Origin of the sequence: Kitasatospora sp. NBC_00374 (assembly GCF_041434935.1) — a bacterium.
GTDB lineage: Bacteria > Actinomycetota > Actinomycetes > Streptomycetales > Streptomycetaceae > Kitasatospora.
Window position 1 is genome coordinate 313954 of the sequence record NZ_CP107964.1, and the last position, 26541, is coordinate 340494.

The following is a 26541-nucleotide window of genomic DNA, read 5'->3' on the forward strand; positions in this document are numbered from 1 at the left end:
GACCTGTCGCCGTCGACGTACTTCGCCCGCAAGACGCACCCGAAATCGGCCCGGCAGCTCCGGGACGAGGAGCTGATCGCGCTGGTCACAGCGGTGTGGGAGGACTCCGGTCGCACCTACGGCGCCCGCCGCATCACTCGCGCGCTGGTCCCCGGGCCGGGCACGAGGTGGCGCGCTGCACCGTCGAGCGGCGGATGCGCGAGCTCGGCATCGAGGGCGTCATCCGCGGCCGGCGGCGCCGCACCACGATCCCGGAGCCGGCCGCACCTCGCCCGCCGGACCCGGTAAACCGGCGGTTCACCGCCGAGCGCCCCAACCAGCTGTGGCTGGCCGACCTCACGCACTCGGGGCAGCTCACAGGGCTGTTGACCGGGCCAAGGAGTTCTGTCGAGCGGGAGGGTCACGTCCGGGTCCCGCGCCCGCACAAGGAGCCGCTGGAGGTCGCGGTGGCCGGCGCCGGTGGGAAGACGTTGTCGAGGTCGTCCACGCCGGCCTGGGCGCGTGGCTGAACAACCAGAAGGGCCGCCGGAGCCTTCGCACACCCCGGGCGCGGTGAGCGACCTGCCCTCCTCCCCCACCGGGTCAGGGGCGCACCGCCGATGGCGGTCGCCGGACCGTCCCCGCCCGGGTGGGCACCGAACGACGACGGGAACAGCGGCCACGGCGGTCCGGCGGCGACACGGAGGAGTGATCCACAGTGCCGCCCGGCCCCGGGGCCCGTTGTACGTGGTGTCCGTCCACCTCTCCCCCTTGGAGCCCCGATGACGTCCACGCCCTTACCCGACACCCTCGGCCCGCTGCGCCGCAGCCTCGGCGAGTGGCGGATCGGGCTGGTGGCCTGGCGGTTGATCGTCCTGCAGGCGGCCCATCCCGCCGTCGCGGCCGGCATGGCCCGGTACTCGACCTACCGGGCGCACCCGTGGCGGCGCATCCAGCACACCGTGGACAGCGGTGCGAGGCTGTTCTCCGCCGGGCCGGAGGAACGCCGGCTCGAGGTGGCCCGGCTGGCCCGTACCCATCGCCGGATCCGTGGCACCGACGACACCGGACGCCCGTACACCGCCGAGGACCCGGAGGTCCGTGCCTGGGTGATGGTGACGCTGTACGAAGCCATCACGGCCATGCACGAACTGTCCGGCCGGCGGCTCGGACCCGCCGAACTCGACGCGCTCTACGGCGAGTTCAGGGACGTCTGCGAAGCGCTCGACATCCCCGGCGAGGTCCTCCCGTCGACCGCCGCCGACGTGCCGGCCTATGTGGAGCACAACGTCCGCGAGGTCCTCGAGTGCGGCGACCTGGTCCGCCACCTGCTGTTCGAGATGCTCCGCGAGGCGCCGGCCCCCCGCAGGCTCGGACGGCTCGGGCCCGCGTGGCCGCTGCTGCGTCTCGTGGCGGCCCGGGTGCTGAGCAGCCTCACGGTGGCCGACCTGCCGCCGGCGTGGCACGACAGGTTCGGCACGCGCCGGACCCGCTCCGGCGCCGCGCTGTCCTGGGCGGCGCACCGCGGTATGCGGCACGTCATGACCCGCCTCCCCGAGCACCTGCGCTACCGCCACCGCGCCACCACCGACGCCGACGGCCGGCCGGTTCCCCGACGCCCGCCGGCCCGCCCGGTGCCCCGGCCCCGCGTCGCCGACTCCCGCAGGGCCCGCCTGGAGGCCGTCTTCCACCAGGTCCTGGACCAGACCGGCGACGGACGGGTCGACTCGGCCGACCTCCAGGCCATGGTCCACAACGTCTGCTGGCAACTCGAACTCCCCGCCGCGCGGGAGGACGTGCTCTACACCGCGTTCGAGACCTGGTGGAAGCACCTCTGCTCGGCGGTGGACGCCGACGGCGACGGCACCGTGGACTGCGCCGAGTTCGTGTCCGCGATGCTCGGCGGTGTCGACCGGGACCCGGCCTACCTGGACCACGGTCTCAAGCCCGCGGTGCGCACCCTGTTCCGGACCGCCGACACCGACGGCAGCGGTCACCTGTGCGCGGACGAGTACCGCATCCTGTTCGGCGGATCGCGCGTCCACCCGGCCGAACTCAACGACGGCTTCCGGCAGCTGGACACCGACGGGGACGGCCGGATCAGCGAGGAGGAGTTCGTCACCGCGTTCGCCGACTTCTTCACCGCCCGAACTGACACGGTCGCCGGCGCGTCACTCCTCGGGCGTCCCTGACACCCGCTTACGGGCGTATCCGGCTCGCCGGCAGCCGGCCAGAAGGGCCCGCCGGCACCGGCTGTGAGGCTTGGAGGACGGGGCGGGGGTGGTGCTCACCGCGGAACCGGTCGCTGTCCGGGCAAGGTCAGGACACATCCCCGCCCGGCTCACAACCGGACGTGGACGCCTTCGAACTGTCCCTGTGGCCGGCGGGGAGCATGACGATCGCCGCCCGGCTGGGCGCGGACGACCGGAGTCTCGCTGCGACGCGGCTGCGCGGCATGGTGTTCGGCCACCGCGACCGGGTCGAGGCGGACGGCCGTCGCGAACTGCACGGCCACGGCTGGCGGCGGCTCTTCGCCGAGTTCGACGCCGCGGTCTGCCCGATCACACCCACGCCCGCGTTCCCGCACGACCACACCCCCGACCCGAGGGAAGGGCACCCGCGGAAGTGAGTACGCGCACTCTGGTCCCGGGCCGGGACGCGCCGGGACGCTGGTGCCATGCGACCGAAGCGACCGAACCCCGTCCTCTCCCCCGTGCTGGTTCTCGTCTCCGCTACGGCGTGGGCCGCGTGGCTGGGCTGGGACCAGCACTACGACGTGCACCCCGACGGCTCGGAGACGGGCCCGTACGAACCCTGGCAGGTGATCGGGCTGGTGCTGACCCTGCTGGTGCCGTTGTGCTGGGCCGCGTCCCGACGGCACGTCGCGGATGCCGTGCTCGGCACCACGGCCGGTCTGACCGCCGCCGCCTGCTACGACTGGTCCGACGACTCCAGCGGCCTCTTCCTGATCGGCGTGGGCGTCGTCGCGGTGGCGAGCCTCGTGGTGACCCTCGCGCTCTCCCTCCTGGTCGCCGCCGTGACCCGGGGCCGCGGGGAACCGGCCGAGTGAGCGACGGACCGCGTCCCGGCACCGTGTCCCGCCCGGCGGACAGTGGCCGAGGCCGCCGCCGCGCTGGAGCCGCAGCAGTGGGCCGCGCACCAGGAGGTCCTCATCCCGCTGCGAGGGCGGACGTCCTGACAGAACGGCGGTGCCCGGGTGTGCGTGGAGCACACCCGGGCACCGGACCGTCGGGCGGTCAGCCCTGCTGTCGCTTCGCCTCCCGGAGCGCGAAGTACTCCGTGACGCCGGCGACGAGCCGGCATTCGCCGGTCTGCCGGTCGACGATCACCGGGAGGTTCCCGATGACCCGCAGTCGCCCGCGTGCGTCGGGAACGGTCGGCAGGTAGCCGAAGACGTAGGCGCCCTCGATGGAGATACTTTCCTCGATCTTCAGCTGGTACGCACGCTCGTCCCAGTCGCGGACCCGCTCGCGGCAGAACGCCTCCGCCGCCAGCCGTGCCGACTCCTGGTCCACGCTCGCCATCCGTGTCCTTCCTTGACCTACATCCATGTGATCATCAGATCGAAATTGTCCCACTCCGAGGTCACGGCATGTGCCTCGCTCTGGTAGTCGAGGAACTTGATCACACCGGCGTCGTTCACCACGTTGAAGACGTGGCCGGGGCCCGTCTCGTTCCAGCCCCACACGATGCCACGGCTCCCGTAACCGAGCGCGGTCAGCTGTTCCGTGATGTCGCCGATCCCGCCGGTCCCGTAGAAACTGGAGCTGAACACGTACTCCAGCTCCTCCGGCTGCATGATCCCGGTGTCCCAGGCCGTGGCGCCGTTGTCGTAGCCCCCGAGACGGCTGTCGCCGACCTGGACACAGGCGCCGCAGTTGTCGGTGTAGCCCTCGGGGTTCGCGCCCGCGAGCGTGTCCTCCGCCTTGCCCGGCTTCGGTGGCTTCGAACCGGTCCCGCCACCGCTGTCGGAAGAGCCGACACCGTTGGAGCGTCCGGCGTCCTTGCCGGCCGCCGGCGTCTCGGACGCGGGAGCGCCCGGGTCGTCACCGCCCTTGCCGGTGCCGGACTTCGGGCTGCTCGGCTTCTCCGTCTTCGGCGTGGTCGGCGCCGGGTCCGGCTTGGTGGTGGTGGGGAGGTCGCCGGAGAGCAGCCTCTTGACCGCGCTGACGAGGTCCTCGCCCTCGGACATCGCGATCCTGACCGCCTTGACGGCCTTGACGCCTCCGGTGATCGCCTTGACCGCTCCGTAGCCGTCGATCGCGAACGAGCCGACGACTCCGACCACCTGGCCGGCGAAGTAGGACGTGGAGCTGGTGTCCACCTCGAAGAGGTCCGCCAGCGGCGTGTCGTCGACGTATCCGGTGTGTCCGAGCTCGAACGGGGTCTCGTTCGAGTAGCCGAACATGTCGTTGAAGACCTCGTTGTCGCCGTTGGCGATGTCGGCGAACGAGTTCCAGCAGTCGGAGAGGGTGTTGACGCTCCACTGGTACGGGTCGCCGACGATCGAGTCGCCGACGCCGGTGAAGAAGCTCCCGACGTCGCCCCAGCTCCACCACAGGCCGTTGGGGTCGCTCCCGGAGGTGGGGTTGTCGGCCGCGTACCCGTAACCGCCCATCTGGTTGGGATCGTTCGACTCGAAGACCGGGTCGACGGTGAGGAACCGTCCGATCAGCGGGTCGTAGACGCGCACGCCGAGCAGATCGAGCCCGCTGGTGGCGTCCGAGGGCTTGCCGAGGAAACCCCGGTTGTCGGCCCAGGCCGCGGGCGCGGTGCCGCGCGGGTTGCCGTACGGGTCGTACGCCCGCCGGGTGACGGCCAGCGTGGCGCCGTCCACCTGGAGCTGCGCGGTGCCGTGCGGGGTGGTCGGCTGGTAGTTGACGGTGCCGCCGGAGGAGCGGACGATCACCGTGCCGTCCGGGCTGTGGTAGTAGCGCAGGCCGGTGACGGTCTTCTTGACGGTGTCGAGGCTGAGCTGCTCCGCTCCGCCGAAGAGGTAGAGGACGTCGTTTCCGGGATTGCGCTGGATCAGCAGGTTGCCGTCCGCGTCGTAGAGGTAGCTCGCCTCCTTGCCGTTGGTGGTGACCGACTTGGTGCGGCCCTCCTCGTTGTACTCGAAGCCCTGGCCGGCGGTCCCCGGACCGGTCCGGGTCTTGGTGTTGCCGGCCCCGTCGTACTCGGGCACGACGGTGGTGGAGCCGGACGGGCCGGCCGTGGTGACGGTGGTGGCCGCGTTCGGCTTCTTCGCCGGCGTGGTGCCGCCGCCCGGGTAGCTGAGGCTCTGGGTGACGTCCTTGGCGGCCGCCCCCTTCACATCGTGGCTGACCTGCTGGACCCGGTCGCCGAGCTGGTTGAACTGCCAGTCCAGCCAGTACGGGGCCGGCCCGCCGATGGTGCTCGGCGACGGTGCCGCCGTGGCGCACTTGGCGAGCTGCCCGGCGGTCGCCGCGGTCAGGCCCTTGGTGTCCGTCCAGGCGGTGGTCAGCCGGTTCTGTGCGTCGTAGCCGAAGCACTGGGTGTCGGTGACCCGGTCGGTGCCGCCGCTGGACTGCACGTCGGAGACGGCGGTGACGCTGCCCGCCGCGTTGTAGCCGTAGGTGGTCGCCGAGATCGGGTTGGCCGTGTTGTTCTGCAGCGTGACCCGGTTGGTGGCCAGTCGGCCGGTGGCCTGGTCCCAGGTCTGCGCGGTCCGCAGCTGCTTGGACGGCAGGCCGATGGTGGTCTGCAGGACCTTGCCCTGCGGGCTGTAGGCGACGGTGGCGATGTACGGCCGGCTGGCCGAGCCCATCGCGACCAGCTTGCCCTGCAGGTTGTAGCCGTAGCCGACCGTCTCCGCGGGCAGGCCGCCCTCGGTACCGAAGGTGGTCGACGCGAGCAGGCTCACCGTCCCGGTGTAGGACGCACCAGCGGTGTACGTGCCGGCGAGCTTGCCCTCGGCCGCGGGGATCACCGTGGTGGAGCCGGTCGGCTGCCCGACCGCGTTGTAGCCGTTGACCTTCTTGACGTAGGCGCTGCCGTTCCTACCGCCCACGTAGCGGGTCGACGAGGCCGGCATGCCCTTGCCGAGGGAGTCGTAGGTCCACTCCCCGAGCAGCTTCGCCGGGTCGCCCGGCGTGTCACCGCTGTACTCCCCGGTCTTTCGGCCGAGCTCGTCGTAGGTGTACGAGAGCACCTGGCCGCGCCCGTCCTTGACGGTCAGCACCCGGCCGAGCGGGTCGTAGGTGCTGCTGGAGTCGCCGCTGTCGGGGTCGGTCTGGGCCACCGTCCGGCCCTGGAGGTCGTAGGTGTAGGACCAGGTGTTGCCCACCGTGTCCTTGACCGTGTCGACCTGACCGCGGGGGGTGTAGGTGAAGGCGGTGGTGATGTCCGCGGACGTGGCGTCCGCGGTGCCGGCCGACCAGAGCTCGGTGTTGGCGCCGTCGTACATGACGATCCGGCCGTCGCCCCGCACCTTGAGGTAGCCGCCGGTGTGCCCGCCGCTCCCGCTGGTCCAGAGCGTGGTCTTGCCGGTGGCGTCCAGGACGACGAGGCTTCCGTCGGCGAGCACGCTCGCGTACGCGCCCGGGCGGCCCGCGGTGCCCGAGGACCAGCGGGTCCTCCCGTCGACCAGACCGGTCAGCACCACGTTGCCGTCGGCCTGCACGGCCAGACGGACGCTGCGGGAGACCACCGAGGTCCCGGAGGCGATCACCGTGCCGCCGGCGAGCTTGCGGTCGGGCGTGGTGTCGCGGACGACGGCCGACGTCCGGCGGCCGAGCGCGTCGGTGTACACCGTGGTCGCCTTGCCGCCGGGCGGCGGTGTGACGTCCACCCGGTCGACGCCCCGGTAGGTGGTGGTGGCCTGCCAGAGCGTGCTGGCGAAGGACACCTGCTGGGCCGTGACCGGCCGGCCCTGGCCGTCGTACGACGTCCGGGTCACCGCCGGGCCGGTCCTGTTGGTCTCCGCCCACATCGAGGTGCCCGGCGCGTTGGCCGCGTCGTGGTAGCTCGCGATGGCGGAGGAGGTCCAGCCGTGGGAGTCGTAGAAGGTCGAGGAGATCAGCCGGCCCGCCGAGTTGTCGGCGGTGGTGGTCTGGGTCTGCCTCGCCTGCAGCGTGCCGTCGTAGAACGCGACCTCGGTGCTGTAACTCCCGTCCTCGCGCAGCGTCCTGGTGGTGACGGTGGACGGGTCCGGGCTGTCGCCGGCGCCGTGCACCGTGTAGGAGAAGCTCCGGTCGGGCGACTGGTTCGCCTTGTTCCTGCCCGGCATCCACACCTTCACCCGGCGCCCGAGGGCGTCGTAGTCGGAGTCGGTGACCCGGCCGTTGACGTCCTTCGCGTGGGTGATGGAGCCGCGGCCCGGCGAGACGGTGCTGGTGGCGGTCCACTTCAGCGGGTTCTCGGTCGAGACGGCGGTCGGCAGCATCCCGGTGGCCGGCGTGTACGTGGTCGACGTGGTCTGGCCGGCCGCGTCGGTGCTGCGGCTGACCCGCCCGTAGCGGTCGTACGTCATCGCGCCGAGCACCTGGAACTGCGGCTTGCCGGCCGCGTCGTAGCCGGTGGCCGACTCGGTGGCGGTGACCAGGCCGAGGGACCCGGCGCGCTGGCCGAGCCGGCCGAGGGTGCCCGGGCCGGTGACGGTCCCGTCGCCGTCGTAGTACACCCGCTTGTGGCTGAGCGTGGTGCTCTTCCCCGGCTTGGTGTCGCACGGGCCGGCGAGGCTGATCGTCTCCTTGGGATAGACCAGCATCATCGGGTTGTCGGCCGGGGCGTCGGCGTAGGTCGTGACGGTGCAGGTCCGCTGGGAGGGGACGGACAGGTCGCCCTGCTCGTCGGCCTTCCAGATCCGGCCCAGGTCGTCGAAGGTGGTGCTGCTCCGGGTGGTCCGCCAGGTCTTGTTGTCGCTGAGCAGGCCGAGCGAACGGCTGCTGCTGGACTTCACCCGGCGGGAGGTCATGTCGGGGAGCGTCGAGAGCTTGTCCGGCTTCGGGTCCTCCGAGGTCCACGCGGTGCGGCCGGCGGTCGCCACGACCACCGAGTCCGGCGTGTCGGTCAGGGTCTTGGTGACGACGGTGCCGCCGGCCTGGGTGAAGCCCTGCTGCTCGTACGGGGTACCGGCCAGCCAGGGGCTGTCGGTGATCTCCTCGCCGAGCGAGTTCTTCACCTTGACGCTGCGCCGGGTGCCGTCCGCCTTGTAGTCGCCGTCCATGCCCTGGAGGTACGAGACGACCGACTGGGTGATCGGGTCCGGGGCGGCGCCCGTGGTGGTGGTGACGGTCCGGAAGCCGCGGAACTCGTTCCACGTCCGGTGCTTGTCGTCGGTCAGCTCGGAGTCGTCCCGGTGCCAGGCGGCGCCGTCCGAGTAGGTGTAGTTGGTCACCTTGGCGGGCGAACCGGCCTTGGTCCGGTCACTGGAGGTGACCTGGGCGACGAGGGTCTTGTGGAACCAGTCCTCGATCGGGTCCTTGCCGCCCGGGGTGTTCCAGAACACCTGGTAGCAGGCCATCGTGTTGGAGTCGGCCGAGGCCGGCATGGTCGACTTCTCGCGCGAGCACTCCGGGGCCCGGTAGGTGACCGCGACCGACTCACCGGTCTCGGTCTGCACGCTGGAGATCCGCGGGTGGTAGAGCGGCGGGGCCGCCGGGGAGAGCCCGTCGACGCGGTTGTCCATCTCGAGGCCGACGAACGTGACCGGGTCGAGGGTGAGCGGACCGTCGCCGCCGGCGGAGGTGTCCTTGCCGGTGTGGACGATCTCCGAGAGCCACATCACCGACTGCAGCGAGCCGGTGGACTTCGGGTCCTGGGTCTTGCCGGTGACCGGGTCGTAGGTACCGCCGGCGTCCGAGAAGACCTGCTTCAGCTCGTAGGTGTCGACGTCCTGCCAGCCGGAGGCGGTCCGGACCTTGGTGTCGACGCCCTTCAGGCGATGGGTCTGCCAGAAGGTGGGACCGGAGACGAGGCAGACGCCGTCGGTGTCGCCCTCCTTGCCGACCTTGGTCTTCCAGTCGGAGGGGCAGTTCAGGTCGTACGGGGTGTCCGGCCAGTTGGCGGCGGTGTCCGAGGAGAGGTTGCCGTCCTTGCAGACGGTGTCCGAGGTGGTGCAGCGCTGCGCCGTCCGGAAGACCACCTTGGCGGCCGGCTCGCGGCCCGCCCGGGCGTCCTCCAGCTGGTAGCCGTAGGAGATCTGGGTGAGGTGGCCGCCCCGGGTGTACTGGGTGAGGGTGCCGCCCTTGTCGTCCTTGTCCTCGTCGGGGATCTGGCCGAAGCCCATGTTGTAGTAGTTGGACTCGGTCGCCCAGTCGTAGCGCTGCACGTTGCCGTGCGGGTCCACCACGAAGTCCAGGTTGAACCGGTAGCCGACCGGCTTGTCACACTGCGAGTCGTCGCCCTTGTCCGAACTGTGGCAGGGGTCGCCCGACTTGGGATGGTAGACCGGGATGCCCCAGGCGCTGTCGGTGGCGTCGTCCGAGGTGGTGCCGGGCGCGTGGTCGAGGCCGAGGTAGTAGGCGGTGCCGTCGGTCGTGGTGACCTTGAAGTACTCGCCCTGCCAGAGGCCGTTGGTCGCGCCGGTCAGCCGCTCGATCCGGGTGCCGTCGTCGGTCTGGAGGTGGTAGACCCCGTCCGAGTCCCGCAGCAGCTGGCCGGTGTGGGTGCCGAGCGAGATCGTGGCGTTCCAGCCGGCCCAGCAGGAGTCACCGGAGTCCTCGATGCCCTGGTCCTTGCAGCTCTTGTACGAGCGCTCGATGAAGCCGGGGCTGTAGGACCAGCCGTCACCGATCCAGGAGGACTGCGAGTTGCGCGCCGAGGTCTCGCCGTCGACCGACTGCGAGTCGTACGCGAGTCCGACGGTCGGCGCCGCACCGCCCAGCGACGGCGGCGCCGTGATCGGGTAGCGGTAGGTGAACGCCCCCGAGGCGGAGGCGGACCAGGCGCCCGAGGCGGACAGCGAGGTCGCGCCGTAGTCGCCCTGGGATCCGCTGCTGCCCGCCACGGCGGCCACCGCGACACCGCCGGAGGACTGCGCGGCCGCCACGGCGGAGGGCGCGGCGAAGGCGCTGCCCGTCTTCGCCGCACGAGTGTTGGCGCCGGCGGCCGGAAGCGCGACCGTGCCGCTCAGTTTCCGGTTGACCGGGTCGTTGACCGCCTCGATCGGCGTGCGGGTGCGGCAGGCGGTGAGCTGCGGAGTGGTGAGCGCGCACGCGGGCATCGCCACCAGTTGCAGCCGGGACGCCCAGCCGCCGCCGTACGCCTGCTCGATGGCGCCGTAGTCCAGGGAGACCGCGACGTTGCCGGTCTCCGTCCGGGCGTCGGCCCGGTCGAGGCCGACCAGCAGGCCGTCCACGCCGGCCTTCTTGGCCTGGCCGCGGTCGGCGAGCTTCACCTGGACCGAGGAGACCGGGCTGATCGGGGCGACCGGCGGCGCGAGGGACCTGGCCCGGGCACCGAGTGCCGTGGGCGCGGCGGGCGAGACCGACACCGGCAGGCCGCCGGCCTTCGCCTCCCCGGCGGGCGCCGCCAGGCTGCGCACCGCGGTGGTCTTCCCGAGGTCGACGGTGGCGGTCGCGGCAGCCGGCCAGCGCACGGGCTTCACCACGTGCGGGACCAACTCCCGCGCGCCGGGCGGTATCGCGGGGGCCGGGACGCTCGCCCCGCGGCCTCCCACCGGAGCGCCGGGGACCTTCGGCTGATCGGGCAGCGGGTCGGCGCCCCAGACCTTGTCCGCGTACTGATATCCGCCGACGACGACGTCGGCGACGGCGAGCGGAGTCGCCAGCGAGAACACGGTGGCCGTCGCGAGCGCGACGGTTCCCCGTTTCATCCAGACCCGTTTCCGGGCACCTCGAAATCCGCGCGGTTCTGCGCGCATGTGCAAATCCCCCATGAGACATCCAGGACAGCCGACGATCTGACGACTCACCAGCTGACGGCACGTTCGGCCGACCGGAACGGTATTGCCATGGGCAAGTCAGGGCAATACCCTTCCCCAGCGGTCACTCTGCCCTCACCTGTCACACGAGCCCCAAAAAGGCTTCACAAGTGCCACCAGGGCGAGGAAACGACCGCAATTCCGACACGTGGCGGGGGCCACGGGGCGGCCACCCTGTGAGGAGAAACACAGCGGCGCCCGGGACCTCCCGCCTCCGGTCCCTGAAAGGGCGATCCATGGGGGAGAACCTTCGCGCCCGGAGAAATCCGGCGCGCACACTGACACGCCGTCTGGCGCTGTCGGCGGCGGTCACCGGCCTGCTGCTCGGCAGCGCCGGACCGGCGCTCGCGGACGATCCGGCCGCCGCCGGGTCCACCGGCACGGCGACCGCGGCAGCGGACTCGCCGCTGGCGGCCGCCAAGGCCGAGGCCGCGCGCACCGGCGGGCCGGTCACCGTCGACAGCCTGACCACCGAGACCGCGAGGACCGTCGCCAACGCCGACGGCACCTTCACCGTCACCACCCACCTGCAGCCCGCCCGGGTGCGCAAGGACGGCCGCTGGAAGGACGTCGACGCCTCCCTGACCAGGAACGGCGACGGCACCCTCTCCCCCGCGGCCACCCCCTCCGGGCTGGCCCTCTCCGGCGGGGGCGGCGGACCGCTGGCCACCCTCACCGACCCGGACGGGCACAGGCTCTCCTACACCCTCCCGTTCCCGCTCCCCGCGCCGGTGGTGAGCGGCAGCACCGCGCAGTACAAGGGCGTCCTGCCGGGCGTCGACCTCAAGGTCACCAGCACCGACCAGGGCGGGTTCCACGAGGTCCTGATCGTCCACGACGCCAGGGCGGCCGCCGACCCGGCGCTCGCCGCGCTCAAACTGACCACCACCGTCAGCGCGGGCCTGTCGCTGACGACCGACCAGGACGGCCGGGTGGCGGTCGCCGCCGCCGACGGCAGCGCGGTCTTCCGCTCGCCGACCCCGCTGATGTGGGACTCGGCCACGGCCGCCGCACCCGCCGCCGCGACCGCCGCCGCGCCTTCGCCGGCCGCCACCTCACCGGCCGCGGCGAAGGGCGCACCGAAGGCCGTGGCGCGGGCCGACGCGCGGGCCGACGAGCCGACGGACGGCGCCCGTCCCACGGCCTCCACCCCCGAGCAGCCGGGCAGCTCCGCCCAGGTCAAGCGGATCGCCGTGACCCACCAGGCCGACACCCTCACCCTGGTGCCGGACGCCGGCCTGCTGGGCGGCGCCGACACCGTCTGGCCGCTGTACATCGACCCGTACACCAATCCGATCACCAGCAAGAAGAGCCACTTCGTCACCGTCAAGGAGGGCTGCGCGAGCCAGAGCCCCTACGACGACGCGCAGGACAACGGCGAGGGCGTCGGCTACCAGCGCTGGCAGGACTGCTTCGGCCTCAACCGCGCCTACTTCGAGCTGAACATCGCCGGCCTCGACAAGAAGATGGTGATCTCCAAGTCGGTGGTCCACCTGACCTCGACCTACGGAGCGTCGTTCGACTGCGACAACGAGACCAGCGTGAAGCTCGCGACCGTGACCTCGATCGGCGGCTCCACCAGCTGGAACAACCAGCCGGACGTCACCGGTGACGGCTACATCGGCGGCACCCAGAAGGTCAAGAGCTCCAACATCAGCCAGAAGTGCGGCAACCACGACGTCAACTTCGACGTGACCGGCCAGATCAGGAAGCTCTCCGGCGTCAAGGACAGCTGGACCTTCGGGCTCTGGGGCAACGAGTCCAAGTCGAGCAGCAACAACGACTTCGTCCGCTTCGCCAACAACCCGTACCTGACCACGGTGTTCGACGTCGCCCCCGAGGTGCCCGACAACCTGGGCACCACCCCGGCCACCCGCGCCCCCGCGAGCAACGGCTGCGCCGGCGCCGCGGACGGCTGGATCGGACAGTCCGGCCTGGCCGGGGACGCCTCCGACATCACGCTCAACGCACACCTCGACACCGAGATGAGCGGCGTCAACCTGCGCGCCCGGTACGAGGTCTGGGACACCAAGACGGCGGCCGCCGACGGCGGCTCGACCGACAGGAGCGCCCCGGTCAGCAGCTGGATCAGCGACGGCGGCACCGCCCGGCCCAACATCGGCTTCAAGGTCGCCGACGGCCACCAGTACGGGTGGCACGTCAAGGCGGAGGACGGCACCCTGGCGAGCCCCTGGTCCGCCAACTGCTACTTCAAGGTCGACCTGGCCGCGCCGAGCATCCCCTCGTTCACCGATTCGCCGGTCTTCCCGCCGCTCGGCGGCGACAGGGCGCCGACGGGCCACGCCGGTGACACCGGTGTCAAGGTCTCGGTCGCCTCCAACGACCCGACGCCCACCGACTGCACCCGGGGCAGCTGCGTCAGCAGCGGCGTCGACCGCTTCGAGTACTCGCTGGACGCCAACATCCCGGCCAACGGCGCCGCCTCGGTCAACGCCGTGGCCACCACCGGCGGCAGCGCCACCGCCGAGGTCCCGATCGTGCTCAGCGCCGCCCAGTGGGGCGCGCACACCCTGTTCGTCCGGGCCGTGGACAACGCCGGCAACAGCCAGGGCACCGTGGGCCAGTACAGCTTCTTCGCGCCCTGGAACCCGGCCGGCAAGGTGACCGCCGGCGACGTCGACGGTGACGCGGTGCCCGACCTCCTCGCCCCGACCACCGACGGCGACCTCGTCCTGGTCCGCGGCGACGCCGACCCGGCCGCCCCGCCGGTCAGCGCCTCCACCAAGGCCCAGAGCCCGGACGGGACGGGGTGGAACGACTACCTGGTCGCCCACCGGGGCACCGCCACCGGCACCACCGTGGACGACCTGTTCGCCTACTCCACGTCGACCCACGAGCTGTACCTCTACCAGAACGACGCCGTGACGCCCGGCGGCACGACGGGGCGCTTCACGCTCACCCAGAACGTGGTGCCGATCCGGAACTCCTCCTCCTGCCCGGCCAAGGGCTCGGACGGCACCTGGAAGAACGTCACCCAGATCCTCGCCCCCGGCAAGCTCGCGCAGTCCGCCGACGCCCCCGACCTGATCACCGTCGACAAGGGTGAACTCTGGTACTTCCCCGGCACGTTCCTGGCCGGCTGCAACCTCGGGGCCGGCGTGCGGATCGGCACCGGCGACTGGTCCGGCACCACCCTGCTCGCCCCCGGCCCGGTGGGCGGCGTGCCGACCCTGTGGGCCCGGGACAACGCCACCGGCGCGGTCAGCAGCTTCCCGCTGACCTTCACCGCCGGCGTACCGACCACGAGGATCGTCGCACCGAGCCACGCTCCGCTGGTCTCCGGCGTGCTCGACACCAGCAACAAGAACCTCTGCCTGGACATCGCCGGCGGCAACACCGCCAACGGCACCGCGGCCTGGATGTACACCTGCAACGGCACCGACGCGCAGCAGTTCACGCTCGGCGCCGACGGCAGCGTCCACGCGCTCGGCAAGTGCCTGGACGTACAGAAGGGCGAGACCGCCAACAACACTCCGGTCCAGCTCTACCAGTGCAACAACACCGGTGCCCAGGTGTGGGTCCCGGGCCCGTACCCGGGCACCCTGAAGAACCCCCAGTCCGGCCGCTGCCTGGCCGACCCGGCGAGCAACCGCAACCCGCGCACCCAGGTGATCATCTACGACTGCATGAACATCGCCGACCAGCGGTGGGCCGCCACCAGCGGCAACGTCCTGCCCACCGCCCAGAAGGTGCTGCCGCTCGGCGTCGGCGACCGGGACGCCCCGGCCGTCGCCTCGCCGGGCGACGTGCAGGGCACCGGGTTCCCCGCGCTCTACGCCGGCTCCCGGTCCGGTCGGCTGACCGAGTACCCCGGTGCGGCGCCGGTCGGCGGCCTGGCCCAGTTCGGAGCCCCGGTCAGCATCGGCAACGTCCGTCAGCCCTCGGCCTGGTGGAAGCTGGACAGCACCGCGGACAGCATCCGCCCGACCGGTGAACTGACCCTCAACGGCGGCGCGAAGGTCGGGGCCGACCCGGCACGCGGCGGGACCCTGACGCTCAACGGCTCCACCGCGTACGCCGAGACCGCCGGTCCGGCGGTGGACACCGGCCGCAGCTACACGGTGTCGGCCTGGGTGAAGCTCACCAGCCTCACGGACAACTCCACCTTCGTCTCGCAGTCCGGCACCCACGGGAACGCCCTCCAGCTGTACTACTCCAGCGGGGCGCACGCGTTCGCCTTCGGCCACGCCCACGCGGACGACACCGGCGGCGCCTTCACCAGCGCCTACGGGCCCACCACCGGCGCGTCGGCGCCCAGGACCAACACCTGGTACCACCTGGTGGGCGTCTACGACGCGGACTCCTCGGACCTGCGCCTGTACGTCGACGGCGAGTCCGCGGGCACCGCCGACTACGCGGGCACGGTCTGGAACGCGACCGGTCCGCTGCAGCTCGGCCGCCGCCTCTACAAGGGCGGCTACGGGGAGTACGCCGCCGGCCAGGTCGCCGACGTGCAGCTCTTCCCCGAGGCGCTCACCCCCATCGGGGTCGCCTCGCTCGACGGGAAGCGGCCGGTGCCGACCCGGCTGAGCTGAGCCGGGCCCGCACCGGTGAAGCGACGCGGCCCGTCCGCCCCGCCCGGGGGTGGACGGGCCGTTCCGTGTTCCGGCCGGCCCGGGCGTGCGGGATCCGGGGGCTGGCCGCCTGAGGTTCCACCCAACGGTCGGCCCCCTGGAGACCGGAACATGCGAGCCCGGAGGAAGCAGTCACAGGCGCGAACCAGGAGCAACACGAGTACGCGGTACACGGTGGAGTTCCAGCGGGACGCGGTGGTGCTGGCGCGGTCCCCTCCGCACCGGAACGTCACCGAGTTCGCTTTCTCGTCGATCGACTCACGTATCGTCACGGACTCGGCAGAGGGATGACCGGGACTATCCCGTGACCGCTCCGGAGGTCCAGGCCTGGAGCCGGGAGACCAGGCCGCCCCAGGAGCCGGTGACCACCCTGGCCGCCGCCGGACCCGCCCCGGGACGGCGCCGCCGCCGCACACCGAAGACCGCCCACGACCGACCGGCTGAACCGCTGAACGGCTGAACCAGAGGCACGCCCGAAGCCCGGCGCCATCGCCGTCACGCCGGCCGGCGGGCCCAAGGCCCGGGTCGGCGTCCTGTTCGCGATGCTCCGCGACGGCACCCTCCACGAGTCCGGCCGGCCCCAGCGGTCAGGTGAGCTGCGGGTCCGCCAGCAGCACCACGCGGTCGACCGATGGGTCGGACCCGATCACCGGGTTCCCGTAGTCGCATTCGGCGGTCATCACGACCGCTTGGCCCAGCCGGTGGCCGACCGCGGCCAGGAACCGGCACAGCAGGGTCGAAGAAGTTCCTGACGCCGTCCCACAGCGGATCCGGCATCCCGCCATGCTGCCTGTCCACGCCTCCGGGCCGAAGCGGACATCGCAGCGCACTCCAGGACAGGGCGCGACCGGCCGTTCGGCCGCACGCCGAGGGCGTACGAGCGGACACGTCCAGACCTGGCCGTTCGAGGACGCGACAGACGGCGGAGCAGGCGCTGACGTCGGTGGCGCTCGGGCGCCCGCCCGCGAGGCTGCGGAACCCCGGGAGCGGGCGCCGGGCGGCGGTCAGCCGCGGCCGAGCAGGGCGCCGCCGTTGATCTGGAGGATCTGGCCGGTGACGAAGCCGGCCTCGGGCGAGGCGAGGTAGCCGGTCATGGCCGCGATCTCGGCGGCCCGCCCGGCCTGGCCGACCAGGGTCTGGGAGATCCGGGCCGCGTGGCCGGCCGGGGTCATCCGGTCGCCGAAGAACTCGGTGGCCTCGATGTAACCGGGGGCGATGATGTTGGCGGTGATGCCCTCGGGGCCGAGTGCGGTGGCCTGCTCGGCGTTCCACGGGTGGAGCGCCGCCTTCGCGCCGCCGTACGTGCCGGGGCCGCGCAGGGCGGCGATCGAGGACAGTGTGACGATCCGGGCGCCCGGCCGGGTGAGCTGCGGGAGCAGCGCCTCGGTGAGCAGCACCGCCGGAAGGACGTTGCCCTCGAAGTTGGCCCGCCACTGGGCGGCGTATCCCGCCAGGGTGTCGGGCTGGTCGAGGCCGTAGAAACCGCCGGCGTTGTTGACCAGGACGTCTACGGTGCGGCCGCCTTCGGCCAGGCGGGCGGCGACGTGTTCGACCTGCCGGGGATCGCTGAGGTCGGCGCTCAGGTGGGTGAGCCGCTTGGTGTCGAGGTCCGCGTTGACCGCGTCGGCGGCCTCGGCGAGAGTCGCCTCGCGGCGGCCGAGGATCAGTACGTCGTCGCCGGCCCTGGCGAAGTGTTCGGCGATCGCGCGGCCGATGCCGCTGCCGCCGCCGGAGACCACTACGAGTCGGGACATCCGGAGTCTCCTTTCTAGCAAGGCCCGATCGAGGGGCACGGGTCCGAGGCCTGCTGCCGGTGTACGACCGGCTGTGACGATCCGGGCTGCGACACGATGGTGACGGTGGCCACCAGCGCGATGACCAACATCACGAGCCTTGTCGGGTTCATACCGCTGCTTCCCTTGTATCCGTGTTGCGTCTGTCTGTGTCCGTCTGTGCCGCTCCGGTCGAGGGCCGGTCAGGGCGCCGCGCGAGCGGCACTCGACCGCTCCTCAGTGTGGCCTCCGGTTACATCGGTTGTGCATCGGCGCCCCGCAGCAGCCGTCGACACCAGCGCGATCATGGTGAGGCCGAAGCCGAACAGGCCCATCAGGGCGATGATTCCGGCGTGCAGGGCCACCGCGCCCGGGACGGCGGCCCGGCGGGCGGGGGCCGGCAGCAGCATGGCGGCCGCGAGGCCGAGTTCGAGTGCGACGACGGACCAGCCGAGCAGGCGCACGGACCAGCCGTGCTCGAGTACCGGGTCGATCCAGGGGCGGAGACCGGCCGGGGCGCCCCAGTAGTGGCTGTGCAGTGTGTAGTACATCGCGGTCCCCTGGCGCCACACCGGGTCGAGCAGTTTGGAGAGGCCGGCCTGCAGATAGATGATCAGAACCTGTACGCGGAAAAGGAGGTGGGCGGCATAGCCGGCGCCGCGCCACTGCGGCGGAAGGGTGCCGGGGCTGCGCCGCCAGTGCCACCGCCGGGTGTCTCCGAGCAGGATCACCACCAGGAGCAGGGTGGCGATCCGGGCGGCCATGTCGCCGCCGTCCGCGAGCCCGGTGGCGGTGGTGAGGCTGAACGTGAGGAACCAGTGCGGCAGGCAGGTCCAACGGGGCCGGTAGCCGGACGCGATGACGGCCAGGCCGAGTGCGGCGATGGTCCGACGGACCGTCATGGTGCCGTCGGCCGGGCCGAGGCACCAGAGGCCGAGTGCGCGGGAGCCGTCGCAGTACGGTGCGAGCGGGCCGTAGCCGCCGTGGGCGAAGAGGGCCGAGTCGGGGGTGCACAGCAGGGTGAACAGCTGGGTGAGGGCCAGCAGGCTCCGGCCGGCCGCGATGCCGGGGCCGGGTGCGAAGCCTGCCAGGCCGGTCGCGAGGCGTCGGCGCAGGGGACCGGGCGAGGGTCTCACGGGCACTCCACCCGCAGCAGCACGGCGTCGTCGATCCGCCAGTGCCCGGCATCGGAGGTGCCCCAACGGGCGAGGGTCTCCCTGGTGAGCGCGATGGACCCGCAGAGGGTGGGGCGGGCGGCGGGGCTGCGGACGGCCAGGGCGGTGGGCGGCGTCCGGGTGCAGTCGTCGAGGGCGGCGGCACGGCACGGCTGCCAGGCGCCGGGCGGCAGGAGGTCGGCCAGGGCTTCGATCTCGCGGGCCTGGGTGCGGGGGGAGCGGTCGGCGCCCCAGCGGGTGCCGAGGCCGGCCTGCGGGATGATCAGCGCGCTGGTCCAGCCGGCCGGGCCGGGCCGGTAGGCGGCCAGTTCGGGGGCGTACTGGCCGTTGTCGAAGAGGTTCCAGCCCTGTGGCCACAGCAGCCAGGCCGCGTCGTGCGGGCGGGATCCGGGGGCCGCGCCACCCCCGCCGGGCGGGAGTTGGGCAAGGAGTGCGAGCAGCAGGGCGGCGCCGAGCAGCGCGATGACCTGCCGGAACGCGCGCTCGGCCGTGGCCTTCGGGAGCTTGTCTCGGTCGTGCATCAGGTGCCGCAGTGCCTTCCGTCGGCCAGGTCCCGGCGGCGTCGTTGCCAACTGCGGCCGGGTTCACCGGAGTTCCGGATCAGTGGGATCGACTGCTGATATACATGCTTCCGGTTGTCCACCGCTACTCGAAGGACGGTGCGTGTCATGACCGACGAGGAGTGGGGAATCCAGCTGCTCGGACCGCTGCGGGTCCAGGTCGGCGGGCAGCAGCTGGACCTGAGCGGCCCGCGCCAGGAGAAGGTGCTGGCCGTCCTGGTGCTGGACGGCGACCGGGTCGTGCCGTTCGACACCCTGGTGGACGCGCTGTGGGACGACGCACCGCCCGACACCGCCCGGCGCCAGGTGCACAACGCCATCGCGACCCTGCGCCGGTGCCTCGGCCCCCTGCGCGACCTGATCGTCACCGACGGCCGCGGCTACCGCGCCGACCTGAGCGGCGTCACGGGCGGCCGGGAACGGGTCGACGCCCACCGCTACCGCCGCCTGGTCCGCTCCGCCGAGGCGGCGCTCGCGGCCGGCCACCGGAGCGAGGCCGCCAACACGCTGGCCGAGGGCCTCGCCCTGTGGAACGGCCCGGCGCTCGCCGGACTCGACGGCCGCGCGGTGCGGATCCTGGCCGGCCGGCTGGACGAGCAGCGTCTCACCGCCCTGGAGCGGCGGTTCGACCTGTGCCTCGACGGCGACGCGCCGGGCACGCTCGTCCCGGCGCTGGCCGAACTGGTCGCCACCCACCCGCTGCGCGACCCGTTCCGCCGACAGCTGATGCTGGCGCTCTACCGCGCCGGCCGGCAGGCCGATGCGCTGGAGGTGTACGAGCAGGGCCGCGCTCTGCTGGCCGCGGACCTCGGCCTGGACACCCGCGCCGAACTACGACTGCTGCACGAGCGCATCCTGCGCTGCGACCCCGCCCTGGACCGGCCCGCCGCCGGCAGCGCCGAGCCCCCCGCTCCCCCGGCCGCCTCGCCCGGCGTTCCTCCGGCGGGGCCGCCCGAGCCCACCGCGCCCGCCCGCACCGGCAGCGTCTTTCGGGCCCACCAACGCCGCTTCCTGCCGTACGACGTCACCGACTTCACCGGGCGCGGGGAGGAGTTCCACCGTCTGGTGGCGCTTGCGGAGCAGGCCTCGCGCGCCGACGGCGCCGGGAGTCAGGCACTGGTGGTGACCGCCGTCGACGGCATGGCGGGGATCGGCAAGACCACCCTCGCCGTCCGGGCCGCGCACGCCCTCGCCGACCGTTACCCGGACGGCCAGCTCTTCGTCGACCTGCACGGCCACACGCCCGGTCAGGAGCCCATCACCCCGGCCGCCGCCCTCGACCGCCTGCTGCGCTACCTCGGCGTCAGTCCCGAACGGATCCCCGACGGCGTGGACCAGCGGGCGGCCGCCTGGCGGGCCGCGCTGGCCGGGCAGCGGGTCCTGGTCGTCCTGGACAACGCCCGCGACGTCGGGCACGTACGGCCGCTGCTGCCGGGCGCCGGGAGCGCGCTGGTCCTGATCACCAGCCGGCGAAGACTCACCGCGCTCGACAGCGCCGTCAACCTGTCGTTGGAGGTACTCACCCCCGAGGACGCGGTGCAGCTGTTCGTCCGCATCGTGGGCGCGGACCGCGCCGAGGGCCGACGCGCCGACGTCGAGGACGTCGTCGCACTCTGCGGCTGCCTGCCGCTGGCCATCCGGATCGCCGCCTCGCGACTGCGGCACCGGCCCGCCTGGAGCGTGGCCCACCTCGCGGACCGGCTCCGCGACCGCCAGCGGCGGCTGGCCGAGCTGGTGGCGGGCGATCGCAGCGTGGCCGCCGCCTTCGAAGTCTCCTACCTCCAGCTGGGAGAACCCCAGCAACGGCTGTTCAGGCTGCTCGGAGTGCACCCCGGGCACGACTTCGACGCGGTCGGCGCCGCCGTGCTCAGCGGCTCCACGGTGGCCGAGGCCGAGGTGATGCTGGAGGAGCTGTTCGACACCCACCTGCTCGGCCAGCACACCGTGGGCCGTTACTACTTCCACGACCTGATCCGGCAGTACGCGCTGACCAAGGCCGAGCACCAGGAGCAGCCGGCCGGCCGGGAGCAGGCCCTGCACCGTCTGCGGCAGCACTACCTCGACCTGGCCCACTGTGTCGCCGAGTTGTCGGATCCCGGGCGGCCCACCGGGCGGGCCCCGGAGGCGCCGCGGGCGATCCCGGGGCTGCGGACGGTGGCCGACGCGGCCGATCTGCTGGCCGCGGAGCGGGCCAACATCGTCGCGGTGCTGGCCGGCCCCCCGACCGGCGGGGACCTGGCACAGATCTGGCGCCTCGCGGTCGCGGTGGGCCCGTTACTGGTCCGCAACGGCTACGTCGAGGAGGCGCTGACCGGCTACGGGCACGCCCTGGACGCCGCCCGCGCCGACGACGACCTGGGCGGCCAGGCCGAGGTGCACACCAACCTCGGTCTGGCGTACCGGGCACTGGGCCGCTACGACCGTGCGGTGCAGGCGCTGCGCACCGCGCTGGGGCTGTGCCGGACCACCGGCGACCGGTACGGCGAGGCCCGCACGCTGTGGACGCTCGGGCACGTCGGCCTGCTGCGCGGCGACTACCCGGCGGTGCTGGAGCAGTACCGGGCGGCGCTGGAGATCTTCGAGCAGGTCGGCGCCGCCCGTGACGAGGCCGCCGTGCTGGGCAACATCGGGGTGGTGTACGGCTACCTGGCCGAGTACCGGCACGCGCTGGCCCACCACCGGCGGGCGCTCGCGCTCAGCCGGGAACTGGACAACCCGTTCCGGGAGGCGGTCGACCTGCTGAACGTCGGCTGGGTGCTCTCCCGGCTGAACGACACCGAGGAGGCCCGGAGCTGCCTGGAGGAGGCCCTGAGCCGCACCCGGGAGCTGGGGGCCCGTGAGGTGGAGGCGCAGGCCCGCTGGGCGTTCGGCGACCTGCTGCACCACTGCGGCGACCAGGCCGCGGCGCTCGATCGGGCCCGGGAGGCACTGGTCCTGGCCCGGGAGATCGGCAGCCGTGATGTGGAGAGCCAGACCCTCAACCTGATCGGGTCGGTGCACCGCGCCCGCGGCGCGCCCGCGGCCGCCCGGGAGTGCCACGAGCGGGCGCTGGGGCTGGCGTCCGAACTGGGGCTGCGGTTCGAACAGGGGGTCGCCTGCGAGGGCCTGGCCCGGCTGGCGCTGGACGCGGGCGAGCGGCAGGCGGCGCTGGAGCACACCGACCGGGCGCTGGCCCTGTTCTCCCGGCTGCACCCGGGCCGGGCCGCCCGGCTGCGGGCCGATCTGGCGCTCGCATGCCTTCCCGAGCCGAGCGGCGCTCTGTAGCACCACCCGTGTCGGCCCGTCCTACGGTCCGCGGTGGGCGGTGACCGGCGGCCCGGACTCCCCGGCAGGCGGCTCACCGGCGGGCACCGTCCCCGGCCGTGCGGGCCGCCTCGCGGGCGAGTCCGACCAGCAGTCCCTCGCTGCCGGGGCGGCCGACCAGCTGCATGGCCAGCGGCGCCTCGCCGTCCGCGGACCGGCCGACCGGGAAGGTGAGGGCGGGCAGTCCGGCGAAGCTCGCGACCGGGGTGTAGCCGATCTCCCGGTCGTAGTCCGGGTGACCGGGGGTGACCAGTGAGGAGGCCGCGCGCTGCGCCCCGCGCGGGCGGGGCACGTCCGGGTCGAGCGGCAGCAGCCAGACGTCCACGGCGGCGTCGTCGAACAGGCGCGGTACCCCGGCCCGGGTCCGGGCGAGCTGTTCCTCGATCTCGCGGTGGCGCGGTTCGTCGATCGCCGCGCCGGAGTCGACGGCGCGGCGGGTGGAGGGTGACAGTTCGTCGGCGATCCGAGGGTCCCAGCCGAGGCTGCCCTGCCAGGCCTGCCGGGCGCACAGCTCCCAGGCGGCGCCGCGCAGGTCCCACAGCTCGCCGAGCCGGGCGGTGGACACCCGGTGCCCATGGGCGGCCAGGAGCTCTCCGGCGGTCCTCAGCGCGTCCAGGATCTCCGGTTCGGCGCCGCCCTCGGCCACCTCGGCAACCACACCGATCCGCAGGCCCCGGCGGTGCTCGGCACGCGGGATCGGCAGGCCGGACAGCTCGGCGAGCAGCGCCAGGTCGTCGGCGGTCCGGGCGACCCAGCCCGGGGCGTCCATCGCGGGACTGAGCGGGAGCATGCCGCGGACGGCGGCCGGATCGTGGGTCATCCGCAGGCCGACCACGCCGCAGCGGCCGGCCGGCCAGCGGACCGAGCCGAGCACGTCGGTGCCGAGCGCGAGGTCGCAGATGCCTGCGGCGACGGCGACGCCGCAGCCCGTGCTGGAGCCGGCCGGGTCGATCCGCGGGAACCAGGGGTTGCCGCAGCCGGAGCCGATGCCGATGTTGAGTTCGGTGGTGACCACCTTGGCGACGGTGGCCAGGCCGTGGCCTGCGGCGAGGACGGCGGCGCTGCGCGCCGGGTGGTGGCGGTAGCGGCGCAGCCCCAGCCGGGTCGCGAAGCCGGCCACGTCGACGGTGTCCTTGACGCCGAGCCGCAGCGGTGGCGCCTGCGGGCCGCCGGGCCGCAGTTCGACGCAGGCCCGGTAGCGGTGGTCGGACTCGCGGGCCCAGTCGTCGGCGAGCGCGTTCCACTCGCTCAGCGCGAGGCCTCCCCCGTCGAGCAGGGCCAGCCGGTCGCGCAGCGGCAGGGCGAGCACCGGCGGCGGCGCGGTGTCCGGCCCGGTGGGCCGGCCCGCCGTGAAGTACTCGGTGGCGGCCTGTGCGACGTCAGGCATGGGTGTCCTCCGCGATCCTTGCGGGCGGGCCGGCCTGGGCCGCCGCCTGTGCTGTTCCGGGGGTCCGCGCTGCTGCGGATGTCAGTGCCGTTCCCGGGCCCCGCGCCGTTCCCGAGGTGCGCAGCGCCTCGGCGAGGGAGGCGAGTTCGGTGTCCAGCCGGCGGTCGGCGGTCATGAACGCGACGTGGCGGCGCACCAGCCGGTACACCTCGGCGGTGCCCGGGCCGAGCAGGTGGGCGCCGCGCAGGTCGGCGGCCTGGCACAGGGCCGCGAGCTGGATCGCGGCGGCCTCGAAGACCAGGCCGGTCACCGTACGGGTGCTGCGGGCTCCGATGGTGGCCATGCTGACCTTGTCCTGGTTGTGGGCCTCGGTCGAGCGGGAGAACGCGGTGGCCGGCATACCCAGTGAGAGTGCCTCGGCGACCAGCGCGGAGCAGGCGATCTGGGCGCCCTTGAAACCGTGGTGCAGGCCGGCCCGGGGGTCGCCGGGTGCGGTCGGGGCGGTCAGCCCGGCGGTCAGGCCGTTGCTGAACTTCTCGTCGACCACGCAGGCGAGTTGACGGTCCAGCAGGTCGCCGACACTGGCGACGGCCACCCGCAGGCTGTCCATGGCGAGGCCGACGTGGCCGCCGTAGAAGTTGCCGCCGTTGTGGACCCGGTCGCCGTCCGGGTCGAACAGCGGGTTGTCGTTGGTGGAGTTGATCTCGGTGTCGAGCCAGCGGTCGACCCAGTCGAGGGTGTCGTGCAGGACGCCGATCACGTGGGGGGCACACCGCACCGAGTAGCGGTCCTGGATGGGGTGGTCAAGACGGCGGTAGTGCTCGGGGGCGGCGCCGTCGTCGTCGGCTCGGTTGTCGTGCAGGACCCCGGCGTGGTCACGGGCGAGGCGCGAGCCGTCCAGCAGGGCGCGGATCCGGGCGGCGGAGCGGACCTGGCCCGGGTGGGGTTTCTGCCGGTGGATCACCGGGTGGTAGTGGTCGCGGTTGCCGAGCAGGACCTCGACGGCGAGCGCGGTGCAGGCCTCGGCGACGTCGGCGAGCCGGCGGGCCTCGGCGGCGGCGTGGACGGCGAAGGCGGCCATGAAGGAGGTGCCGTTGATCAGTGCGAGGGCCTCCTTGGGCTGGAGGTCCAGCGGTCGCAGCCCGGCGGCGGCCAGCGCCTCTCGGGCCGGGCGCCGTTCGCCGCGGTGGACGGCGGTGCCCTCGCCGATCAGCAACGAGGCCAGGTAGCAGAGCGGGACGAGGTCGCCGCTGGCGCCGACCGAGCCGCGTTCGGGGATCTGCGGCAGGATGTCGTGCCGCAGGCAGTTCAGCAGCAGGTCGACCACGTCGCGGCGGACGCCGGAGCAGCCGCGGGCCAGGCAGTTGGCCCGGATCAGCATGGTGGCGCGGACGATCGGGGCGCAGGCCTCGGGGCCGCTGCCCACCAGGTGGTAGCGGATCAGGTTGTGCTGGAGCTCGGCGGCCGCGGCCGCGGGGATGTGGCCGATGTTGCGGTCGCCGAAGCCGGTGGTGACGCCGTAGAGCGGTTCGCCGGAGGCGACCAGGCGGTCGCGCAGGCCGACCGAGCGGTTCATCCGGTCGGCGGTGGGCCCGTCGAGGCCGACCGGGTCGTGCAGGGGTCCGTCGGCCAGCCGGGCGACGGTGGCGGGGGTGAGTTCGCCGGTGCCGAGGCGGATCATCCGGCCTCCTCGGTGAACGCGGTGACGGCGAGCCGGGCCTGTTCGGGGTTGAGCCGTGGGTCGCAGGCGGTCCAGTAGCGGGGCTGGACGGCGGGGTCGTGGTGGGCGCTGACGCATTCGGTGACGTCGTCGGGGGTGAGTTCGAGGTGCAGGCCGCCGGGGTGCTGGCCGAGACTGCGCAGGACGCGGACGCAGGAGCGGATCTCGGAGAGGACGGCGGCCGTCCGGCGGATCTTGCGGCCGGCGGGTGAGCGTTCGGTGTTGCCGTGCATGGGGTCGCAGATCCAGGCGGGGCGCAGGCCTGCCTCGGCGGCGGCGCGGACCAGGCCGGGCAGGACCGGTTCGACGAGGTCTGCGCCGAGCCGCAGGATGAAGGAGAGCCGGCCGGGGATCCCCTCGGGGTCGAGGGCGGCGGCCAGGGCGGTGAGGTCGGCGGCGGTGGTGGTGGGACCGAGTTTGACGGCGACCGGGTTGGCGGTGGCGGCGAGCGCGGCGACGTGCCGGCCGGCCGGATCGCGGGTTCGTTCGCCGATCCACAGCAGGTGGGCGGAGGTCAGGTGGAGCTGCCCGCCGTCGGTGCGGGTGAGCGGGAGTTCGTAGTCGAGGAGCAGCGCTTCGTGGCTGGTGAACACCGGGCGGCCGCCGGCGGTGCGTTCGTCGTCCAGGTGGCGGTGGATCTCGGCGGCCAGCCGGTGGGCGGTGAGCAGGCGCTGCGGGTCGGGGATGCGGGCCTCGGCGGTGGGCAGGGCGCTGTTGACGGCGTCGCCGCGGTAGACCGGCAGGCTCTCGCCGTAGGGTCCGGGTTCGTAGGGCTGGGAGCGGGGTTTGGCGAACTGGCCGGCGATCCGGCCGACGGTGACCGTCTCGCGGCCGGTGCCGCTCTCCACCAGGTCGGCGAGTTCGCCGAGTTGGGCGGCCTTGCGGCGGACGGTGTGGGCTGACACCTCGGCGAAGAGTTCGGCGCAGTCGCCGCCCTGGATCAGGTGGGCGCGGCCAGCCGCGACCTCGGCGAGGCGTCGGCGCAGGTCCAGGCAGTCGTCCAGGGCGACCAGCGGGGGCTGTTCGCGCAGCCGGGCGGTGACCTGGTCCACGGCCGACTGCACGGGCCACCCGGCCTCGGGGCCGGGTGCCGTTTCGGCGGTGAACAGTGCTGACATAGTCG

Annotated in this window: 14 protein-coding genes and 1 pseudogene; 7 read left to right on the plus strand and 8 right to left on the minus strand. The window is 73.1% G+C overall.

Going from position 1 to position 26541, the window contains the following annotated elements:
* The first annotated feature begins 194 nt into the window (after positions 1–194).
* The 4 genes and pseudogenes from OG871_RS01530 (at position 195) to OG871_RS01545 (ending at position 3049) form a co-directional block, all read left to right on the plus strand.
* The gene (locus tag OG871_RS01530) at positions 195–509 is read left to right on the plus strand and encodes a hypothetical protein (protein WP_371493698.1); all 315 of its coding nucleotides are present in this window, start codon (positions 195–197) and stop codon (positions 507–509) included.
* A gap of 252 nt (positions 510–761) precedes the next feature.
* Positions 762–2171 carry an oxygenase MpaB family protein gene (locus OG871_RS01535; protein ID WP_371493699.1) on the plus strand — a complete coding sequence of 470 codons (1410 nt, stop codon included), beginning with the start codon at positions 762–764 and terminating at the stop codon, positions 2169–2171.
* Between the two features lie 203 nt (positions 2172–2374).
* Positions 2375–2590, plus strand: a pseudogene (locus OG871_RS01540) (amidase); the annotation flags it as partial.
* A 66-nt stretch (positions 2591–2656) separates the two neighbouring features.
* Positions 2657–3049: a hypothetical protein gene (locus OG871_RS01545; protein WP_371493700.1), complete on the plus strand. Its 393-nt coding sequence runs from the start codon at positions 2657–2659 to the stop codon at positions 3047–3049.
* Positions 3050–3236: 187 nt separating this feature from the next.
* Here OG871_RS01545 and OG871_RS01550 read toward each other — a convergent pair whose 3' ends face one another.
* Positions 3237–3524, minus strand: a complete 288-nt coding sequence (locus OG871_RS01550) for a hypothetical protein (protein WP_371493701.1) — start codon at positions 3522–3524, stop codon at positions 3237–3239.
* Between the two features lie 17 nt (positions 3525–3541).
* Positions 3542–10798 (minus strand): RHS repeat-associated core domain-containing protein, encoded by a 7257-nt coding sequence (locus tag OG871_RS01555; RefSeq protein ID WP_371493702.1) that lies wholly within the window; start codon positions 10796–10798, stop codon positions 3542–3544.
* 344 nt (positions 10799–11142) lie between these two features.
* Here OG871_RS01555 and OG871_RS01560 point away from each other — a divergent pair, with 344 nt between their 5' ends.
* Together OG871_RS01560 and OG871_RS01565 are read left to right on the plus strand one after the other, a co-directional pair.
* Positions 11143–15462 carry a LamG-like jellyroll fold domain-containing protein gene (locus OG871_RS01560; RefSeq protein ID WP_371493703.1) on the plus strand — a complete coding sequence of 1440 codons (4320 nt, stop codon included), beginning with the start codon at positions 11143–11145 and terminating at the stop codon, positions 15460–15462.
* 343 nt (positions 15463–15805) lie between these two features.
* Positions 15806–15961, plus strand: a complete 156-nt coding sequence (locus OG871_RS01565; RefSeq protein WP_371493704.1) for a hypothetical protein — start codon at positions 15806–15808, stop codon at positions 15959–15961.
* Between the two features lie 544 nt (positions 15962–16505).
* On the opposite strand, the gene OG871_RS01570 is transcribed toward OG871_RS01565, so the two are convergent.
* The 3 genes from OG871_RS01570 to OG871_RS01580 all read right to left on the minus strand — a co-directional run bounded on the left by OG871_RS01570 (position 16506) and on the right by OG871_RS01580 (position 18969).
* Positions 16506–17255 carry an SDR family NAD(P)-dependent oxidoreductase gene (locus OG871_RS01570; RefSeq protein WP_371493705.1) on the minus strand — a complete coding sequence of 250 codons (750 nt, stop codon included), beginning with the start codon at positions 17253–17255 and terminating at the stop codon, positions 16506–16508.
* A gap of 221 nt (positions 17256–17476) precedes the next feature.
* A complete protein-coding gene (locus OG871_RS01575; RefSeq protein WP_371493706.1) occupies positions 17477–18409 on the minus strand; it encodes a sporulation-delaying protein SdpB family protein in 933 nt (310 codons plus the stop codon).
* Complete coding sequence (locus OG871_RS01580) at positions 18406–18969, minus strand: hypothetical protein (protein ID WP_371493707.1); 564 nt, start codon at positions 18967–18969, stop codon at positions 18406–18408. Before OG871_RS01580 ends, OG871_RS01575 begins: the two co-directional genes overlap by 4 nt.
* Positions 18970–19116: 147 nt before the next feature.
* On the opposite strand from OG871_RS01580, the gene OG871_RS01585 reads away from it, so the two are divergent.
* The gene (locus OG871_RS01585; RefSeq protein WP_371493708.1) at positions 19117–22272 is read left to right on the plus strand and encodes a BTAD domain-containing putative transcriptional regulator; all 3156 of its coding nucleotides are present in this window, start codon (positions 19117–19119) and stop codon (positions 22270–22272) included.
* Between the two features lie 73 nt (positions 22273–22345).
* Here OG871_RS01585 and OG871_RS01590 read toward each other — a convergent pair whose 3' ends face one another.
* Genes OG871_RS01590 through OG871_RS01600 form a run of 3 tightly spaced genes read right to left on the minus strand, consistent with a single transcriptional unit; the run spans position 22346 to position 26536 of the window.
* Positions 22346–23698, minus strand: coding sequence for an amidase (locus OG871_RS01590; RefSeq protein WP_371493709.1), 1353 nt, complete (start codon positions 23696–23698; stop codon positions 22346–22348).
* Positions 23691–25379, minus strand: coding sequence for a histidine ammonia-lyase (hutH, locus tag OG871_RS01595; protein WP_371493710.1), 1689 nt, complete (start codon positions 25377–25379; stop codon positions 23691–23693). The genes OG871_RS01590 and hutH overlap by 8 nt, the downstream gene beginning before the upstream one ends.
* A complete protein-coding gene (locus tag OG871_RS01600; RefSeq protein WP_371493712.1) occupies positions 25376–26536 on the minus strand; it encodes a 3-deoxy-7-phosphoheptulonate synthase in 1161 nt (386 codons plus the stop codon). The genes hutH and OG871_RS01600 overlap by 4 nt, the downstream gene beginning before the upstream one ends.
* Positions 26537–26541 lie beyond the last annotated feature (5 nt).

Coding starts and splice junctions, on each gene's coding strand:
- OG871_RS01530 (WP_371493698.1), top strand. CDS start 195: ATGCGCGAGCTCGGCATCGAGGGCGTCATCCGCGGCCGGCGGCGCCGC.
- OG871_RS01535 (WP_371493699.1), top strand. CDS start 762: ATGACGTCCACGCCCTTACCCGACACCCTCGGCCCGCTGCGCCGCAGC.
- OG871_RS01545 (WP_371493700.1), top strand. CDS start 2,657: ATGCGACCGAAGCGACCGAACCCCGTCCTCTCCCCCGTGCTGGTTCTC.
- OG871_RS01550 (WP_371493701.1), bottom strand. CDS start 3,524: ATGGCGAGCGTGGACCAGGAGTCGGCACGGCTGGCGGCGGAGGCGTTC.
- OG871_RS01555 (WP_371493702.1), bottom strand. CDS start 10,798: ATGAAACGGGGAACCGTCGCGCTCGCGACGGCCACCGTGTTCTCGCTG.
- OG871_RS01560 (WP_371493703.1), top strand. CDS start 11,143: ATGGGGGAGAACCTTCGCGCCCGGAGAAATCCGGCGCGCACACTGACA.
- OG871_RS01570 (WP_371493705.1), bottom strand. CDS start 17,255: ATGTCCCGACTCGTAGTGGTCTCCGGCGGCGGCAGCGGCATCGGCCGC.
- OG871_RS01580 (WP_371493707.1), bottom strand. CDS start 18,969: ATGCACGACCGAGACAAGCTCCCGAAGGCCACGGCCGAGCGCGCGTTC.
- OG871_RS01585 (WP_371493708.1), top strand. CDS start 19,117: ATGACCGACGAGGAGTGGGGAATCCAGCTGCTCGGACCGCTGCGGGTC.
- OG871_RS01590 (WP_371493709.1), bottom strand. CDS start 23,698: ATGCCTGACGTCGCACAGGCCGCCACCGAGTACTTCACGGCGGGCCGG.
- hutH (WP_371493710.1), bottom strand. CDS start 25,379: ATGATCCGCCTCGGCACCGGCGAACTCACCCCCGCCACCGTCGCCCGG.
- OG871_RS01600 (WP_371493712.1), bottom strand. CDS start 26,536: ATGTCAGCACTGTTCACCGCCGAAACGGCACCCGGCCCCGAGGCCGGG.